The organism is Terriglobales bacterium, assembly GCA_035487355.1.
In the GTDB taxonomy this organism is placed as follows: Bacteria; Acidobacteriota; Terriglobia; order Terriglobales; family Acidobacteriaceae; genus QIAW01.
Genome location: DATHMF010000105.1, coordinates 41,179 through 59,100 on the forward strand (window position 1 = coordinate 41,179; position 17,922 = coordinate 59,100).

The 17,922-nt window shown below is 55.6% G+C and carries 14 protein-coding genes; 8 read left to right on the forward strand and 6 right to left on the reverse strand.

Features of this window, described 5'->3' with window-relative positions; all coding sequences use genetic code 11:
• Nucleotides 1-92: 92 nt before the first annotated feature.
• The 4 genes from VK738_19230 (at nt 93) to VK738_19245 (ending at nt 5,162) form a co-directional block, all read left to right on the forward strand.
• Nucleotides 93-485 (forward strand): DUF3224 domain-containing protein, encoded by a 393-nt coding sequence (locus VK738_19230; GenBank protein HTD24794.1) that lies wholly within the window; start codon nt 93-95, stop codon nt 483-485.
• A gap of 119 nt (nt 486-604) precedes the next feature.
• Nucleotides 605-1,720, forward strand: coding sequence for a hypothetical protein (locus tag VK738_19235; protein HTD24795.1), 1,116 nt, complete (start codon nt 605-607; stop codon nt 1,718-1,720).
• 96 nt (nt 1,721-1,816) lie between these two features.
• Nucleotides 1,817-3,709, forward strand: coding sequence for a DUF2339 domain-containing protein (locus VK738_19240; GenBank protein HTD24796.1), 1,893 nt, complete (start codon nt 1,817-1,819; stop codon nt 3,707-3,709).
• A 241-nt stretch (nt 3,710-3,950) separates the two neighbouring features.
• A complete protein-coding gene (locus VK738_19245) occupies nt 3,951-5,162 on the forward strand; it encodes a DUF3999 family protein (protein ID HTD24797.1) in 1,212 nt (403 codons plus the stop codon).
• A 770-nt stretch (nt 5,163-5,932) separates the two neighbouring features.
• Here the strand turns inward: VK738_19245 and VK738_19250 are convergent.
• Together VK738_19250 and VK738_19255 are read right to left on the reverse strand one after the other, a co-directional pair.
• On the reverse strand, nt 5,933-6,388 hold the full coding sequence (locus VK738_19250; protein ID HTD24798.1) for a GatB/YqeY domain-containing protein: 456 nt from the start codon (nt 6,386-6,388) through the stop codon (nt 5,933-5,935).
• Between the two features lie 254 nt (nt 6,389-6,642).
• Entirely contained in the window at nt 6,643-7,344 is a 702-nt protein-coding gene (locus VK738_19255; protein ID HTD24799.1) for an HAD family phosphatase, read from the reverse strand.
• 455 nt (nt 7,345-7,799) lie between these two features.
• Between VK738_19255 and VK738_19260 the strand changes: the two genes are divergently transcribed.
• The 3 genes from VK738_19260 (at nt 7,800) to serA (ending at nt 11,788) form a co-directional block, all read left to right on the forward strand.
• Entirely contained in the window at nt 7,800-8,723 is a 924-nt protein-coding gene (locus VK738_19260) for a LysR family transcriptional regulator (GenBank protein HTD24800.1), read from the forward strand.
• Between the two features lie 104 nt (nt 8,724-8,827).
• Nucleotides 8,828-10,045 carry an alanine--glyoxylate aminotransferase family protein gene (locus tag VK738_19265; GenBank protein ID HTD24801.1) on the forward strand — a complete coding sequence of 406 codons (1,218 nt, stop codon included), beginning with the start codon at nt 8,828-8,830 and terminating at the stop codon, nt 10,043-10,045.
• A 156-nt stretch (nt 10,046-10,201) separates the two neighbouring features.
• Complete coding sequence (gene serA, locus VK738_19270; protein ID HTD24802.1) at nt 10,202-11,788, forward strand: phosphoglycerate dehydrogenase; 1,587 nt, start codon at nt 10,202-10,204, stop codon at nt 11,786-11,788.
• A 243-nt stretch (nt 11,789-12,031) separates the two neighbouring features.
• On the opposite strand, the gene VK738_19275 is transcribed toward serA, so the two are convergent.
• A complete protein-coding gene (locus VK738_19275) occupies nt 12,032-13,168 on the reverse strand; it encodes a site-2 protease family protein (GenBank protein HTD24803.1) in 1,137 nt (378 codons plus the stop codon).
• 111 nt (nt 13,169-13,279) lie between these two features.
• Nucleotides 13,280-14,389, reverse strand: a complete 1,110-nt coding sequence (locus tag VK738_19280; protein HTD24804.1) for a glycosyltransferase — start codon at nt 14,387-14,389, stop codon at nt 13,280-13,282.
• Between the two features lie 57 nt (nt 14,390-14,446).
• Between VK738_19280 and VK738_19285 the strand changes: the two genes are divergently transcribed.
• Complete coding sequence (locus tag VK738_19285; GenBank protein ID HTD24805.1) at nt 14,447-15,715, forward strand: glycosyltransferase family 4 protein; 1,269 nt, start codon at nt 14,447-14,449, stop codon at nt 15,713-15,715.
• Between the two features lie 194 nt (nt 15,716-15,909).
• Here the strand turns inward: VK738_19285 and VK738_19290 are convergent, their stop codons facing one another.
• Nucleotides 15,910-16,311: a hypothetical protein gene (locus VK738_19290; protein ID HTD24806.1), complete on the reverse strand. Its 402-nt coding sequence runs from the start codon at nt 16,309-16,311 to the stop codon at nt 15,910-15,912.
• A gap of 568 nt (nt 16,312-16,879) precedes the next feature.
• A complete protein-coding gene (locus VK738_19295; protein HTD24807.1) occupies nt 16,880-17,776 on the reverse strand; it encodes a sensor domain-containing diguanylate cyclase in 897 nt (298 codons plus the stop codon).
• Nucleotides 17,777-17,922: the final 146 nt, after the last annotated feature.

Sequence of the window (17,922 nt, forward strand, 5' to 3'; positions counted from 1 at the left end):
TCGCGATTATCTGGTTTGGCCTTGGCTTTGTCTCATTGGCATATGCACAAACCAATTTACAAACTTTGAGTAAAAACCAGAAGGGGATGATCATGACAACCCATGCAAGTGGAACGTTCGAAGTAAAGTTGAACCCGCAGACGGCGTATGAAGCATCGCTCGGCAGGATGTCCATTGATAAACAGTTTCACGGCGACCTGGAAGCGACCAGCAAGGGCGAGATGCTGAGCGCCATGGGGAGCGTCAAAGGCTCGGCCGGTTACGTGGCGATGGAGCAGGTCAGCGGAACGCTGCATGGCCGCAGCGGCACATTCGTGCTCCAGCACCGCGGCGTCATGACGCGCGGGGAGCCGCAACTGAGTGTCACCGTGGTACCGGATTCAGGCACCGGCCAGCTCGTGGGGCTTACAGGCACGATGATGATCAAGATCACCGACGGAAACCATTCGTATGAGTTCGATTACACGCTCGCCGAAACACCCTGAAACCCCATCTGTGTGCCATAACAGCGGGTGATCGAATATCAAATCATTTTGATATACTGCCAGCCATTCAAGGCCAAAATGAAACTGCCGGGCAGCTCGCTGCCGGTGAAGGAGCCAGGATGGCGAAGCGACGAATTGTGTTGTGGTTTGTGAGTTTGATATTGCTGGCGGGTTTCGCAGTGCCGGCGTTGTGGGCGCAATATCCCAAAGCGCCGGAGACGTACTCGATAACGGAGACCAATTCGATGATGGGCTTCGATATAACCATGCAAATCTATCGTGACGGCTCCAAGGCCGTGGTTGATCAGAGCTACGGCCCGCGGGAGGGAAGTCCCAAAGGGGTTCACACGCGCACCCTGTACGATTTGCACACCCAGCAGAACTATACCTGGAATTTGATGGATGCTTCCGCTCTCTGCGGAGGGGGCACTTTCTCGGGGGATTGGGGCGACCCGTTCGCTGCTTCCGCTGCGATGAATGCCGATATGGCTAAACGGCAACCAAAAGAAATAGGTACGGAGACGCTCAACGGAATCGCGACCAAAATTCTGGAAGTCGCTGTTCCTGACAACCAGGCGAAACTTTGGGTGGATGAAAAATACGGTCTCATCATCAAGGGGCAGATGACCGGGATCAGCGGCCAGCCGCAGACGATTCTCGAAGTGAAGCAGCTCAGCTTCGCCAAGCCACCGGCTTCAGTGTTCGTTCTGCCCGCAGCCTGCGCTCAGGCTGCGGCCGCTCCGCGTGTGCCGACTGAGGCAGAGCGTATTGCGGCAGAAACCGGTGGCCATGCGGAAGACTTTTCGAATGCCATCATGCCTCCGCCGTCGCAGAGTTCGTGTACGGTCTTGTTCAGAATTCTTCGTGCCGACACCATGGAGCCCATGACCAGCGGATTTCAAGTCGCGCTGGATACACAGGTGGACCTCGATCACCCGGCCAGCTACTCTACCGGATTGGGCGCTGACGGACGCGCTACGTTTTCAGGAGGAGGCCTGCACGAGGTCACAGGGCAATTGCGCAATGGCGTTCTTCGCGTCGAGAACACCCCGCCGCACTTCAACGTGGATATTTATTTCGGTAAGGGTGGCGACAGCTCGGCGCTCATCTACCGGCAGTGCTTCGGGCCGCAGACCACACTGCTGTTCGTAGTTAAGAACCCTGAAAAACTCTCCGACGGAGGCGACTGGCTCTGGGTCAAGTCGGGTAAGTTCGCGGCCAAGGGCGTGAAGTAGCGCCGAAATGTGTAAGCCAAAAGGTCACGCTCCCGAACCCGCGAAACAGCTAAAAACCTTTGCTCAAGGGGAATAAATGGGGTAGTGTTAACCCTCATGGCTCCCACCCAAGATGAGATGGATGCGCTGCGAGCGCAGGTGGCGTCACTTACGACGCGGATTTTCCGGTTAGAGCAAAGACTGGGGATTGCTGCCGAGGCTCCGCAGCCGGCAGTGGCTGCGCCGATGGTTCAGCCTTCGACAGCAGTACCGGCAGCTTCTGCGCCGCTTCCCACTTCGGGACCAGCGGTAACTCCGCCTTCCTTTGCGCAAGTGAACGCAGGCACCGTCGACAAAGCCAGCCTGGAATCGAAGATCGGCAAGCTATGGCTTAACTGGATTGGCATTATTGCCATCCTGGGCGGCGTCTCTTACTTCCTAAAATATGCCTTCGATAACAACTGGATTGGGCCGGCAGGCCGAGTTGCCATTGGGCTGATCCTCGGCATCTCGGTTGTGCTATGGAGCGAACTCTTCCGCCGCAAAAAACAGGCATTTTTTTCATATTCCCTCAAAGCCGTCGGGATCGGGATACTGTATTTATCGCTGTGGGGAGCACGCCAGTTCGATCCGCCTCTGATACCGGTGGAAGTCGCATTCGCGGCCATGATTGTGGTTACGGCAGCCACAGCTGTCATGGCATTTGCCCAGGATGCACAGATCCTGGCTTTGTATGCGCTGATTGGCGGGTTCCTCAGCCCGTTGCTGGTTTCCACGCACCATAACGAAGAAATTGTTCTGTTCACTTATGTCGCCATTCTTGATCTGGGAGTGCTGGCGCTCGCCGTCCTCAAGCCCTGGCGACGGCTGCTGTGGGGCGGTTTTATTGGAACCATCATTCTTTATGCGGGCTGGGGCGAGCAGTATTACTCGATCAGCCAGCGCTCGATCACGGTATTGTTTACGGCGATCTTTGCCGCGATCTTTGCCGCCATCCCGTTGGTCACGCCGTACTACCGCTCCAGTAAGTTTCCTGGACCTTCCATCACACTAACCTTGCTGCCTTTCTTCAATGCCGCCGGGTTCTTTCTTGCGCTCTACGGCATGTACGAAGACGAGAAGACGAAGCTCACCTGGTTCGCCCTGGGACTGGCGGCGGTCTACCTGGCCATCAGCAACGTATTCATGCGGCGCTTTGCGGAAAAAGATACGCGCAAGGTCGTGGCCCTGCTGCACGTTGCGATTGCCATTGCGTTTATCACGATTGCCATCCCGCTCAGACTCAATGCGCATTGGATCACCATCGGCTGGCTGATTGAATCGGCGGTGCTGTTATGGATTTCAGAGCAAACCAAGACCGCCGTGCTGCGTTACCTGGCGATCACGACGCTGGTGCTGGCTATTTTCCGCGTGTTCGTCTTCGACAGCTCGGAGATGGCGGCACGATTGGTCTTCAATGCGCGCTTTGCCACGTATGCGATCGCGATTGCGGTGCTGGGCGGAATCATCATTCTGGGGAGCCGCGAGACCGTCTCTGCCGAGACCGGCAAGTCTGTGCCCAGAACAGGAACATGGGCGATCCGGCTGTCGGGTATCGTATTGAGCGTGCTCATCCTGGTTGGTTTGACGCTGGAAGCGCATGATTACTTTGGCCGCCAGTACGCGCAGGTGGACATTTACAACCCCAATAACCCAGAAATCTATTCGCGGCTCGAGATTGCCGAACGCTTCAGCTTCTCCGTGATCTGGCTGGTGGTGGGCGCGGGGCTGATGGTGACCGGATTCTGGAAGCGGTCCGCGTTTGTGCGCTGGCAGGCGCTGGTGCTGATTGCGTTTACCATCGCCAAGGTCCTTATTTATGACTCGTCGGAACTCGACCGCGGATACCGCATCCTGAGCTTCATCGGTTTGGGGGTTGTGCTGCTCGGCATCTCGTATGCCTATCAAAAAGACTGGCTGAAGCTTTCGCCGCGCGGGGCGGGGAAAGCTGATTCGGGGAGCTCGGCATGAGTATTCCCGCGAGAGTTCTTTTTTATGAGCGCTTCGCTACGCCACGCGCCTGCCTTCGGCAGAGCGGAAGTGATTTTTTATCCGCTTACCCAGGGCTTACGCCCTGGGCTACATTCTGCCGCCCCTTCCGGGGCTGGAATTCCGACGGTGCGAGCATCCTGTTTTTTCTCTACCAGCTTATAGGACGTCATTCCAGAAGAGGACCTGCATTCACGATCCTTTTGCAATATTCAATATGAACATGAAGAGCTTAGTCGCAGTCACTATTTTTGCAGTTCTCGTAAGCGCCTCCATTCCTTACTTCAAGTATTCGCGCGACGTTCAGGGCGGCGGGGCTGGTCATCAGTATTACTTCGTCGTGGACGAAACCGTTTGGCAACATGCCCGCCCGGACTTGAGCGATCTGCGTCTCTATGCGAGTGACAACAGCGAAGTGCCGTACGCATTGACCATCGCACGAGGCAGCTCGGAGACGGACCAGAAAGAGGTGAAGGTGCTGCAACCGGGAACGGTCGGCGACAAGACCCAATTCTTTCTGGAGATGGCGGGCCTCACCGAGTACGACCGAATCACGCTGAAGCTGAAGGCAACAAACTTTGTGGCCAAGGTGCGGGTGGAAGGCCAGGACGACCTGCACGGCGCGCGTTGGGCCACGCTCGGGAACACCATTGTTTACGACCTCTCAGACGACAACCTGGGAAACAACACCACGCTGCGGCTTCCGGTCACGCGCTATAAATATTTGCGCGTCACCATGGAAGGAGCCGTGAAACCCGCAGACGTGGAAGGCGCCAGCGCCAACATCAGAGAAGAAGAAAAGGCAGTTTGGCGAAAAATCAGCAGCGAACCAACCAGGGAAGAAAAGAACAAAGAAACCGTCTTTACTTTTTCGCTGCCGCCGAATGTTCCCCTGGAGCAGATCGAGTTCACCATTGATGCGGCGCAGCCCAACTTCAAGCGCGAGGTCGAGGTGCAAAGCGGCAAGAACGAATGGCCCAGTTCAACCGGCGAACTCACCCGGGTGCACATGGTGCGTCACGGACAGAAGATTGATTTCGAGCAATCCACGCTCGATCTGGGTGGAATCAGGCCAGAGACGCTGAAGGTGATCATCCATAATGGGGATGATCCGCCACTGAAGATCACCGGCGTACGGCTGCAACAATACGAGCGGCGGGTTTACTTCAACTCTGCTGGGCCGCCCCACCTCTACTATGGCGACGAAAAGCTCGACGAACCGGTTTACGATTACGCCAAGCTTTTTCAGCAGGACACGAATGCCGCTGAAGTCAAACTGGGCGGAGAGCAGACCAATGCGGCGTACACGGGGCGTCCGGATGAAAGGCCGTGGTCGGACAAGCACCCGGCGGTGCTGTGGATTGCGATTGGGGCAGCCGTGCTGGTGCTGGGCGTCATGGCGTTGCGCTCGATGAAGAACGTGAGTGCAGCGTAAAAAGCAGTACTCAGTACTCGGTCCTCAGTACTCAGAAAGAGCTCGCCTCGGATTTTCGCGGATTGGATTCCAGCGTCCCCCCTTTGCCGGCTTGGGTCGAGAGGAAAGCTATTAGCTGTTAACCTTTTAGTTAAAAACGCGAGCTCACGCGGAACGAAAAAAACGACCCAGAGGGGGACCCTACTTAAAGTAGGCGTCTTCTGCTATAGGTCATTTGGTTTCAATCTTTTGCAGAGTGTGTTCAAGTAGCCCTATTGCGCCTTGTGTACTTGCGTCACGTATTAACGCATGAGTAAACAAAGCGTGAGTTGGAACAAGGATTGATAGCGGTCGAGAAACCTCACGGCCGGCGTTTGGGGTAAGTTTTCAAATAACTTCATGGGGCTTACTAACCCTAGCCCCCGCGCTCCTGGGAGCGCTGGATACACTTTCAGAGCTGATGATAGTCCACGCTTCCCCAGAAGTTAAGAATTTGATACCACAATGGGACCATGGGGCAAGACAGTTGCCAGTAACCGGTTGCCAGTTTCAGAAAGGCAATTCGTGCCCTGACCCAAACCTGTCTAAGAAACAAGCTCTGGAGCGATTCCAGAGTTGGTGTATGCGCGAGTACCGGAGCTAAAGCCCGCATTTTTCTATGATCCTTAACGCACGGCTGAAAGCCGTGCTCTTCCACGGTGATCCACGCATTCGCGAGTTTTTTCGCAACTCTAATGCCCAGGATTTTATTGAGCTTTTACGACACGACTGAAAGCCGTGCTCTGACAACTTTATTTCGAGAGTTCTCGCTTGACGATTTCACTCACCAGCTTGCCGTCTACGCGCGTGCCTGTGGCGGCGAACTTGGCCATGGCGTTCTTCATCACCGTGCCCATATCTTTCATGGTGGGTGTTCCCATTTCGGTAATGGCGGCGCGCACGGTGACGGCAACTTCTTCCTCACCGGCGGCTTTGGGCATGTAAGATTCGATGATCACGATCTCGGCGGCTTCTTTGTCGGCCAGTTCCTGGCGGCCGCCCTTGGTGAACTGCTCGACGGAATCCTTGCGCTGCTTGATGAGCGTGCTGAGAATGGCCAGCGCCTCTTTTTCATCGAGCGGAGCGCGCTTGTCTATTTCTTTGCTCCTGAGGGCGGATTTCACCATGCGCAGGGTGGAAAGGCGATGCTCCTGGCGGGCGCGCATGGCTTCGACGATGTCTTTTTGAATCTGTTCGGGGATGCTCATAAATGGTAGCGTTTACGATTTTCTCATAAAGGGGCAGATTGATTCACCACAAGAGACACAGAGGCACAGGGAATTGAATCATTTGGGTCATCGGGTCATTGATTCATTGGGTTGGGCACTTAGATCGTGGAAGTGACGCCACCATCGATGGCAGTGCACGCACTGTTCTCAGATTCTTCGCTAACGCTCAGAATGACATTTCTAATAACAGAGGCTTTTTAGACAGATGGCGTCCATCCCTATTCGCGGGCGTCTTAATCGCGGGCGCTTTGGCCTGCCGGTATCTCCGTCAGCGCGTCACTATCCTCGAGTTCTGGTAGAGGGGTAAAGTCCAACGCTTTCAGATCGGAGTGCAGTTGGGTCACGGAGTCGAAGCGGAGGGCGTGGATACCGAGCTTTTTCGCTCCTTCAACATTCACTTCCCGATCATCAATGAACAGGGCCTGGACAGGCGCAACCTCGAGGCACTCGAGGCAGTGCTGATAGATTGCCGGATCGGGTTTGACCAAGCGAAGTTCGGAAGAGAAGATCGGGCATGATATATGCGCCATCCAGGCAAAGTGCCGGCGCACATGAGCGGCCATTTCTGCGGGCATATTCGACAGAATTGCGGTTTTCAATCCCCTGGACTGAAGCGCGGCCATCCACTCGATCATGGGTTGGTTGAACCGGCTCCACATCTCAATATCGCGCTTGCGGAGAGCTTCGATCTGCGCCGGCGCGAGAACCACGCCAGCCTGCTCGGCGAGCCAGAACCAGTAGGCAGTGGGCGTGAAATCACCGCGATCGTAGGCCAGACGGCTGCTGTCGTATAGGGGGCGAAACTGATCGGGAGTGAGATGAAAGAACCCCGACATCTGCTCGACGGCTTCAGGGGTGGGCTCAAGACAGAGGACTTGGCCGTAGTCGAAGATTACGGCCTTGATATCGAGCGGGGTGTGTTTAGGATCAAGCATTTGTTTATCTTTCCAGAGATTGTTTCAAAAATGTATTTGGTTGTTGATCGTTAAATTGCAAAACGCTAAAGAGTCTGTGTGAGAACTCAAAGGCATAGCACCGTCCCTTGCGGGACTACGAATGGTTTGTTACCGATACCCAGCGCTGAAGCGCTGGGCTATAACACATCACCCCTTCGGGGTTGTTCGTCTTCAAAATTCTTAAGAATTCAAAAACAACCGAACGTTAAGGTTTCTCGGCACAAAAGGGATTCCTCGTCGCTACGCTCCTCGGAATGACAATTCAATCATTCATCTTGATGCTCGACCATTCCGTACCTACAGGCTTTTTCCGCAAGCTCTAAAGTCGGCTCTGATACAAAGCTTATTCTTAAACAAGCTCCTAATGGTCATAGTGCAGGGGGAAGATAGTTTCGTCCAATGAATTGTAGAGTGCTATTTGATAACTTATAGGAATGAGTGTTTCTTTTAGTATTGACGAGATGCGATCTTTTTTCGTCCTGGCTGGGGAGCTGCACTTTCGCAAGGCTTCCGAGCGGCTGTTCATGTCGCAGCCCGCTCTCAGCAAGCAGATTCGCAAGCTGGAAGAGAAAGTAGGAGGGGCGCTGTTCACGCGCACTCGCCGCCGCGTGCTCTTAACGGAAGCCGGCAACGTACTGCTTCCGTTGGCGAAGAGGCTGGTACAGGATTCGGAGGCGGCGTTGGGACGGGCGCGCGAGGCGGCTGAGGGACGGGCGGGCACCTTACGGATCGGATTCGGCATCGCTTCAGCGGCCGAGATATTGCCGCGAACGCTTCTGCGGTTTCGGCGCAGCAATCCACACGTGGAGCTGCAGATGCGCGACATGTCCACGCCGGGACAGACGGCGGCATTGCTGGATGGACGAATTGACGTAGGGATCTTGCGCATGCCGATTGTCGAGACCGAATTCGAGAGCTTCCCGCTCTCCCGCGAGCGGCTGGTGGCGGTTGCGCCCGAATCGGTTGCGTACAGCCGGAAACAGGGCTTGGCTTCGCTGCGCGACCAACCTTTTATATGCTTCCCAAAATCGGCCTCGGCTACGCTTTATCAGCACGTGCAGACGGTTTGCCGGCGCGCGGGGTTCAGTCCCAATCTGGTGCAGGAGGCCAATGAGCTGTTCACGATCCTGAATCTGGTTCGAGCCGGGCTAGGCGTCTCGCTGGTGCCCAGCGCGGCGATAAGAATGAATGTTCGCGGAGTGCGCTTCTACGAATTGCACATGGCTGAAGCAGAATGGCAGACTGGCCTGGCGTGGAAGCGGCTGTCGGAGAAGCGTCCGCTAATTCTCAGGTTCGCGGAGGCCATGCGTGCCGCGGTTCGAGAGCCCGGCGCGGGCGGGGCGTCACGCAACAAATAAAACGATTATTTTATATAGTAAAACAGAGTGCGCCGTCGCTGGTCACAGCAAGAGGCATGCTGTATCATTGAGATTAATTCTTCTCCTAAGGACCTCAAATCATCATGATACGTAAAAACAGGCTTTTTACCCCGGGCCCAACTCCGCTTCTGCCCTCGGCGCAGAATGCGATGGCGGCTTTTGGGATGCACCACCGCACTGCGGACTTCCGCACGCTCTACACGCGCACCTTGGCCGACCTGAAGGCGTTTATCGGCACTAAGAACGACTGCCTGCTGCTGGCCTCTTCCGGCTCGGGGGCGATGGAAGCTTCAATTTCGAACCTGACCTCACCCGGAGACACTATCCTGGTGCTGACCGCCGGTAAATTCGGCGAGCGCTGGGCAGACTTGGGCAAGGCCTACGGCTGCAAAGTGGAAGTGGTGAAAGCGGAATATGGACAGACTTTTCCGCTGGAGGCCGTGCGGCAGAAGCTGAGCGCGGATGTGCGCGTGGTCTATATGCAATCGACCGAGAGCTCGACCGGCGCGCGACACGATGTGCATGGCGTGGCCAAACTGCTGCGCGATGCCAAACATGAGGCGCTGCTCGTAGTAGACGCCATCACTGGCCTCGGCACCACCACTTTCGACGTGGATGGTTGGGGTCTCGATATCGTAATCGGGGGATCGCAAAAGGCGGTCATGATTCCGCCTGGGCTGGCATTTCTTTCGGTCAGCGAGCGCGCATGGCAGCGTATGGAGACCACGAAATCTCCGCGCTATTACTTTGATCTGCGCAAAGAGCGCAAAGCGGCCTCGAAAGGTGAATCGGCTTTCACGCCCGCTACCTCACTCATTGCCGGATTGGGTGCGGCGTTTGATTTTATCCGCACCGCCGGAAACGGCGACCTGGCAGCCGGACGCGATGCGCTGATTGCCAATGCCGAACTGGCTGCGGCCATGACGCGCGCCGCTGCAGCAGCCCTCGATTTGGAGCTCTATGCTCCGACGGCCCCGGCAGCAGCGCTAACCGCCATTATCCCGCCAGCGGGAATTGATTCCGGAGTGTTCGTGAAGGGCTTCCGCGAGATGTTTGACGCGGTCATCGCCAACGGACAAGGCGACATGAAGGGCAAGCTGTTTCGCATTGCTCATCTGGGATATTTCGACTACCTGGATACGATCGCCATCATCGGCGGATTGGAGCTGGTGACAGCAAAGGTTACCCAGCGCAAGAACTTCGAGTTTGGCGTGGCCTTGCGCGCGGCGCAGCAGGTTTACGCTGACGCAAACGGCATCGCTTACGAGACACAGGCTGCGCTGGCTTCGGTGAAGGCGTAGAGGCATCGAGCATCGAGAACGAAACTTCTCAGGTTATCCGATGGAAGCCGTGGGTGGCGCCCATCTCCATCGGAGGTCCTTCGTCCCGCACAAAACGCGGGACTCAGGATGACACTTAGAAAAACATAGACAAAGTCTTAAGGAATAACACGAAACATGAAAATTGTACTTGCTGAAAAGACTTCGTCTGCCGCGGTGACTCTGTTTAAAGAAGAGTCCGGGTGGACGGTGATTACTGCCGACCAGATCAACGGCGACCTGCCCAAGCAGATTTCCGATGCCGATGCTCTGCTGGTGCGCTCGGCGGTGGACGTGAATGCCGGGTTGCTGGAACACGCGCAAAAACTCAAAGTCATCGGCCGCGCCGGCGTAGGCGTGGACAACATTGACCTGGAAGCAGCCACGCGCCTGGGGATTGCAGTCATGAATACCCCCGGGGCAAATGCGGTAGCTGTGGCCGAGCATACTTTTGCCCTGATGCTGGCCCTGGCGCGGCATATTACGCGCGCCGACGTTACTACGCGCGCCGGCAAGTGGGAGAAGAAATCACTGCAAGGTAGCGAACTGCGCGGCAAGACGCTGGGCATTGTGGGACTGGGCCGCGTGGGTCTGGAAGTCGCAAAGCGGGCGCGCGCATTCAGTATGGAGATGATTGCGCATGATCCGTTCGTCTCGGCGAGCGTTGCCCGCGAGCTCGGCATCCGACTGGCTTCGCTGGATGAAGTTTATGCCGCGGCCGACTACCTCTCTTTACACGTAGGTCTTACTCCGCAAACTAACGGCATGATCAACGCCGACTCGCTGAAGAAGATGAAGAAGGGTGTGCGGCTGGTGAACTGCGCCCGCGGTGAGCTGATTGATGACGCAGCTCTGGCGGCAGCGCTGCAATCGGGACATGTGGCCGGGGCCGCGCTGGACGTGTTTACGGAAGAGCCGCCCAAGGGTTCGCCGCTGCTGGCGCTGGAGAACGTGGTGGCTACGCCCCACATTGCCGGTTCCACCGGCGAAGCGCAAGACGCCGTGGGCATGCAGATCGCCCGTCAGGTCAAAGATTACCTGAAAGACGGAGTCATCCAGAATGCCGTCAACGTGCCTTCGGTCTCGCACGATGAATATGTAGAGATGGAACCTTATATCCTTCTGGCCGAGCGGCTGGGCGCCTTCCTGGCGCAGGCGACTACAGGCAATCTGGAAGAGATCTCAATTCGTTACAGCGGGCGCATTGCTGAGTGGAAGACAGACCTGATCCGCAATGGAGCTATTAAAGGCATCCTGAATCTGATGCTCTCGGAGCGCGCCAACCTGGTCAATGCAGCATCGCTCGCCCAGGAGCGCGGTCTGCAAGTGCATGAGACCAAGAATACCGAAACCCTCGGGGGATGGACCGGCAATGTGCTTTCGCTGCTGGTCAAGACCAATCAAAAAGAGATGCTGGTGAAGGGCGCGATCTTGCATGGAAGATCTCCGCGCTTGCTGGCGGTGGATGACATTGACGTTGAGGCGCCGCTGGAGCACGATATCGTTTACCTGGAAAATCGCGACGTCCCCGGTGTGATCGGAAAAGTGGGAACCGTCTTAGGCAGCCATAAGGTCAACATCGCCAATTTTGCACTGGGACGCCGTGCCGGTGAAGGCAGCGATGCCATTGCCGTGGTGCAGGTAGACACCAAAGTTCCGGAAGCGGCCCTGGCGGAGCTGCGCAAGATTGATGCGGTGAAGCTGGCAAAGACGATGAGGTTTTAGAACTGCTTACCGCGGATTGCGCGGATTTTTTTAGAGTGCCTTTTCCTATTTCTGTGCCGCAGCACAAGACACAGCTAAAACACTCTCGAGTTCGGAGCCATCGTCGTGATTCCGGTCGTGATTCCGTCAGCGTGAGGGAAAAATCCAGGCGAAAATCCGATTGAAGCCGTACATGGTTCCCATCGCCATCGGAGGTCCTTCGCCACGTGGCTCAGGATGACAGCTCACCAGCTTCTAAGTGGATTACTCTTCTTCTTCCTGGCTGCGGCGGAGTTTCTTGCTTTCTGCCAGCACGCTCATGCTGTGCATCAGGTTTTGCAGGGTCACGATTCCTACCAGACGCTCCTGGTCCACGACTGGGATAATCGTCAAGCCGCGCGAGGTGATTTTGCGGAAGGCGCTGGCCAGGGTGTCATTCTTGCCGGCAATTTCGTAAGCGCGGTTCATGATGGATTGCACGTAGGCATTGCCTTCTTCTCGCAATGCCTGAAGAATTTTTTGCCGCGAAACAACCCCCACCATATCGGTGCCGCGCACCACGGGAAAATCATCCTGCAGGGTGTGGACGGCCTTGCTGAGCGCGTCTTCGAGCGTATCGGCGGGTGAGAGAGTGGAAAACTCCGTCAGCATGACTTCTTCCATGCGCACGTTCTCCAGCACGGATTGAAATAGAACGGTGCGCTCCTCAAGCTGTGCCCCTATAAAAAGAAAAAAGCCAGTCAGCATCAGCCAGGGATTCCATATCCCGGCAGACATGAGGAGAAGCACGAACACATTGCCCAGGTTCACCGCGCGGCGGGTAGCGAGCCCGAATTCCATGTGGCGCGAGAGCAGGGCGCGGAAGACCCGGCCGCCATCCAGGGGAAAGGCCGGCAACAGGTTGAGCGCGGCGATCAGGAGGTTAATCCACACGGCTGAGCGCGGCAGATTGCTCAAAAGCAACAAAGGGGTTTGGCGCAGGGCCGACTGCGGTGAATATTCCAAAGTGACCGCCGTAAGCACACCGGCAAGGACAATATTGACGATAGGGCCAGCCAGGGCAATGCGAATCTCACGCTGCGGGTCAATATGCTGGTGCGCGAGATGCGAAGTTTCTTCGCGGGCGCTCTCCATCAGCGAGAGGCCGCCGATAGGAAGCAGAATAATGGCGCGAGGCAGGGGGCCTCCGCGCAGGGCAACGGCGAGGTGTCCTAGCTCATGCGCCAGCACGGCGCCCATAACAATTCCGGTGAATGCCAGACTGCGCAGGAAGGTGGAAGGGTCAACCGTCTTAGACTGAGACTGAGTGATCCAAACGAAAAGCAACAAAAAGAAAAATGTGAGGTGCACCCTCACATTAATGCCAAACCACTGACCCGCCGGAATCGACCAACTTCGCATACCCATAATCAACGCCTACAGACCGCAAATGCGGCCTATAGACATTGTACAGAGGATTAGACGCGAAATTGAGTGCGCAGGTTCCAGAGAAGCGGCTTTCAGCAACCAAGTCTATTTAAACAGTTCCTCGAAAAGGTTCTCATATTGCCGGGTGACTTCGCCCCAGCCGTAGCGTTCGCGGGCGCGTTGCGCGCCTTTGAGGGCGAGATCTGCGAGCAGTTTGGGATCATGAAACAGGTTCTGCAGCTTTGCGGCGAGATCATCTTCGCTGTGCTCGAAGACGACTCCGCAGTCGGCAGCGGTTTCGCGGTTGGATTCGATATTCAGGTAGAGCACAGGATTGCCGGCAGACATGGCCTCCACCAGCGCGGGATGGATGCCGCCAACTTCGCAGGCAAAAACGAAACAGGCAGCGTTGAGCTGGAATTCCCAGTATCCGTTACCGTAGATTGAGCCGGTGAAGATCACGCGCTCGCTGGCCAACGAGCGCAGACGCTGCTCATAGGCTGGATCGTAAGCGTTGCTGCCCACCATCACCAGGGGCCACGGAATCTTGGTCTTCTCGTAAGCCCGAATCACCAGCTCGGGATTATTCTCGGGTTCAAGGCGGCTGACGTATAGAACATATTTCTTTGGCTCCAGACCAAAACGCTTTAAAACAGAGTTTTCGGGGCTGGTTTGCAGGCGCTCTGGCGGCTCGGCGCCGTATCCGATCATGACGGAAGATTTGCGGTAGCGGCTGCGATAGTAGCCTTGCATGGTCAGCGAGTCGGTCACCACTTTGCTGGGTGTAAAGACAGAAAAAAACTCACAGATTGAGAGAACAATCCGCGCCAGCGGGCCCCACTTTTTTCGCTGGCGGTCGAGGCCGTCAACGTTCAAAACCACGGGCTTGCCAAACAGGCGGGGAATCCAGGCGACGGGGCTGTTGGCCACGTTGCACATGAGCACGATATCAGCGCGGGTAAAAATAACGTGTAGGACCGAGAGAAAAGTGTGCACGGGCGTGTCTAAATGCTTAGCCGAGATGCTGGGCAGGATGACGCGGCGAATCCGGGAATCAACGAGGGTGTCATCCTCGGGACGAGTAAAGGCGTGGCGGCAATACACGGTGACTTCATGACCATCGTTCACCAGATACTGAGAGAGCTTTTCGTAAAAGGCCTCAAAGCCGCCATAGCGGTTAGGGATGCCGCGAGTGCCTAAAAGAGCAATCTTCATGAAAAATGCTTTTCCGGTAAGACTCATCAACATATAACATTTGCAAAGAGAACGCTCATGAAGGTGCTGTTTGTCACAAACGATGCTTTGGCGGCCCAAATGGCGGGTCCGGCGGTGCGCTGCCTGGAGCTGGCCAAGGTGCTCAGCAAGCACCACGAGGTGACCATTGCCACCGGGCTGCCCAGCAAGCTGGCGCCTGAAGGGATACGCATCCTGGAGGATGCTGCCCATCAAACCGGCGAATTAAAGGCCGCGGCCAAGGCGAGCGACATCGTAATTTCCCAGGGCCTGGTGCTGGCCCGCTTCCCCTTCCTGAGCAAATTGGCCAAGCACCTGGTGATTGATCTTTATGATGCCTATCTTCTGGAATATCTGGCGCATACGCACCCGGAGCATCCGCAGTGGGGATATCTGCGGCAGTGGTATCGCCTGAACGAACAGATGCTGGAGGGAGACTATTTCCTTTGCTCGAGCGAGCAACAGTGGGACTACTGGCTGGGGCGCTTGTGCGCCCTGGGGCGGCTCAATCCAGAGGAGCATAAGCGCGATGCCAGCTTCCGCAGCCTGCTGGGGATCGTTCCCTTTGGGCTGCCGGCCCAGCCGCCGGTACGCACGGAAAACGTTCTGCGCGGGATTGTGCCCGGTGTGGGTTCAAAAGACTTTCTGCTTCTGTGGGCGGGGGGGCTGTGGCAGTGGCTCGATCCTCTCACGGTGATTCGCGCGGTCTATGAAGTTGCCAAACAGCGGCCCAACGTCAGGCTTGTGTTCCTGGGCGCGCATGATCCCAACCCGAACAACCGGCCCATGTCGAAGGCGGATGAGAGTCTCTCATTGGCGCGAGAGCTGCATTTGCTCGACAAATACGTGTTTTTTTATCCGGTCTGGGCGCCCTATGAACAGCGTCATAATTTTTTGCTGGAGGCGGATATTGGCATCTCGGCGCATCCCGCGTCAGTGGAAAGCCGTTTTGCCTTCCGCACCCGCGTGCTGGATTACATTTGGGCAGGACTGCCGATGATCCTCTCGCAAGGAGATTACTTCGGTGATTTCGTTGTGCGCGAGCGCGTGGGCCCGGCGCTGCCGCCGGGAGATGTCATGGCGTGGAAAGACGCCATCCTGGCCCTGGTGGAAAATCCTGATTTGCGGCAGGAGATGCACACCCGCCTGCAAGCGCTGGCTCCGCGTTTTCAGTGGGAGAAAGTTGCGGCCCCGCTGCTCGAATATTGCAACCAACCCTACAACACGCAACGCGCGTCGAAGCTCCGGCACAAAATTGTGCCGTTTCTCAGTTCGGGGTATGACATTACGAAGAGATTCAGGAAGTAAATACCAATCCCATTGTGGGAAACAGGAGACGTAGCAAGCTACGTCTCTACCCATCTTTATCTACTCATCCACAACACCAGACGCAGCAATGGCCATAGCCATTGTTGCGCCAAGTGTAGTGGGATTCTGGGAGTTTTGGTTGCTCTTAGTCTTTATGTTTACTCGTTAATTGCTTCTTAACGTTAATCCTTTAATTAATTGCTGGACGTGTTCGACTTACCGTCTTTCTGCGCACTAGCCGCCTCATCGCCGAAAGCCAGCGAGTACTTCTTGCCGGCGAAATGAATTTCGGTCAAAGACAGGCCGCCATCGCTGCTCTTGCTCGTCCGGTAGGTGTCGTTAGCACCAGCGCGATCCTGCTGGACCACGCGGGCCGGCACAGTGGCCACTACCTTACCCTTCGACAGGATGTTGAGGTCAATGTTAGGACCCGCGCCCTCCCACTTAATCTGGTATTGCCCGGGGGCCAGTTGATGTCCGCTCACGGTCACCGGATCACTGAGCTCCAACGAACTTTTGGTTGCAGCAAATGCGGCCGTCGCCAGCAACAGGGCCAGCGCAGGAAGTAGCTTCTTTGAAATCAGGGACAGCTTCATATCACTCCTTTTTCTTCTTTCCCGAACGCCGGGATGCGGTTTTGAACGACTTAAATTTGCCTTGCAGACACACTTGCGTTGTCACGCCAGGATGCCCTTGCGACGTCAGCTTCGACATCTTCACGCCTGTCGGCTAGTAGCCATGCGAACAGTGGACGCAACTAACTTCGTCTCTATTCTCGTGACTGATTAGACGCGTCAGATCAAGATACGTAACTTGTGAATGCTTAGTTCCGACAACTTGATAGAGAGTTGTAAAAAAAAATTAGGTGAAACCTTTTGCGGGGGTACGAGTCGAGAAACTACAAATCATGGAAGATGCAAAATCCCATTTTTGGAATTCAGGATTAAATCGGATTGGCAACGCTATGAACATAATGGGTATATAAGGGGGGTGAGCTTTCCGAATCCATGAGTCACATTGTGCTCATTGTGACAAGCACAACAATATAAACAACGCGATAAATTCCTGAAGTAGGAATTTATCTAACGCGTATAGATGCAGAGCAGAACAGCCCGATTCATTTTTTGAATAAATTCACGGTTCAGAGGTATACAAGCTGAATGTTCATTCAGTGGAGGAGCGCTTTTTGCGGCGTTCACGGGCAGGAGTGCGCTGGCCTGCGCGTACGGAGTAGAGATTTTCATCAGCGCGGCCCATAGTCTTTTCCAATTTTTCATTCTTCCGGCGCGCGGCCCAGCCCATGGAAAAAGCGGGTTGCCCTTCTTCGTGAGCAGCAGCTTCAATGCGCCGGGCGGCGGCTTGCGTGTGCTGCTCGTCAGCGTGGCCCAGCAAGACAAGGAATTCGTCCCCTCCGAGGCGAATCACGGCTTCTTCAGCCCGCACCTGGCGCATGAGAAAACGCGCAAGCTTGACCAGCACTTCATCGCCGGCCTGATGGCCGTAGCGGTCGTTGTATTGCTTGAAATGGTCCATATCCAGGAGAATGCAACCCCATGAGCCCGGCAGACTCTCGCTGGCAACTTCAAACATGGAAAGATAGCGGCGATTGAAAGACCCAGTCAGGGGATCGCGAATGCTTTGCTCACGAAGTTTATTTTCCAGCTCCTTGTGAACGGTGATATCCACCAGAATGCCGTAGTAGAGGGTTTCGCCGGTTTCCGGGTCTTTGCGGGAATAGGCGGTATCCAGGGCCGTACGCATGCTGCCATCCGCTCGCTTAATTTTCAGCTCAAATTCGCGGATGTAACCGTCGCGCTCAAAGATCCTCGTCTGCCACGCGCGGATTTCTGCTTCCACAAAATCGGTGACGCGATGCTTACGTAATTTCTCCACGGATGAAACCCCGAGGATATCGAGCAACGCCTGATTGCCGTCCACAAAACCGCCGTGCGCATTGGTGATGTAGATCCCCTCCTTGAGGTTCTTGACCAATTCGCGCAGGATCTCAGGGTCGCTTAGGCTTCGCATAGGAGTTCTTACGAATTCTCGTACTGCCGGCATAGATCACTCAAGGTAATGAAATGGCTCTCGGTTACTAAAGCTGTTTCTTCTCCTTAACCATTGTGACACCGTGAGCGGGTTTTGCAGCCTGCCAAAGCAGGCATTTTTTATAGCAGGCAGGTGAACAAATTTACCCGCTTTGCTCA